Origin of the sequence: Streptococcus sp. HMSC066E07, from assembly GCF_001814695.1 — a bacterium.
Classification (GTDB): Bacteria; Bacillota; Bacilli; order Lactobacillales; family Streptococcaceae; genus Streptococcus; species Streptococcus hominis.
The window spans coordinates 941-1,291 of sequence record NZ_KV817454.1; the positions used below are offsets into that span (position 1 = coordinate 941).

At 39.6% G+C, this 351-nt stretch carries 1 protein-coding gene; it reads left to right on the top strand.

Annotation, left to right across the window (positions count from 1 at the left end):
- The coding region (locus HMPREF2984_RS06415) for an SspB-related isopeptide-forming adhesin (RefSeq protein ID WP_142350454.1) at window positions 1-351 on the top strand (351 nt) is incomplete at both ends.

The following is a 351-nucleotide window of genomic DNA, read 5'->3' on the forward strand; positions in this document are numbered from 1 at the left end:
CTGGTGTTCGTGTAACAACAGAAGACGGTAAAGTTCAAAGTGGCTTCACAACGAAGATTTACAAATCTGTTGCAGAAGCTCCACAAAAGGTTCAAGATTACATCAAGGCTAAGGGCTTGAAGATTGATGGTGAGTTTGCCGTAACCACAGCAGATGATCCAGTAGCTTACACAAACAACTATGTTTTGAAAGGTATCAATCTGAAACTAGTCTTTCCAACAACCGTTAAGAAGGAAATCAAGGAAGCTAGCAAGTATGATAACCGTGCTTATCAAATCGACTTTACTGGTATCCATGAAACAAACCTTGTAACCAACAACATTCCGAAGATCAATCCGAAGAAAGATGTTG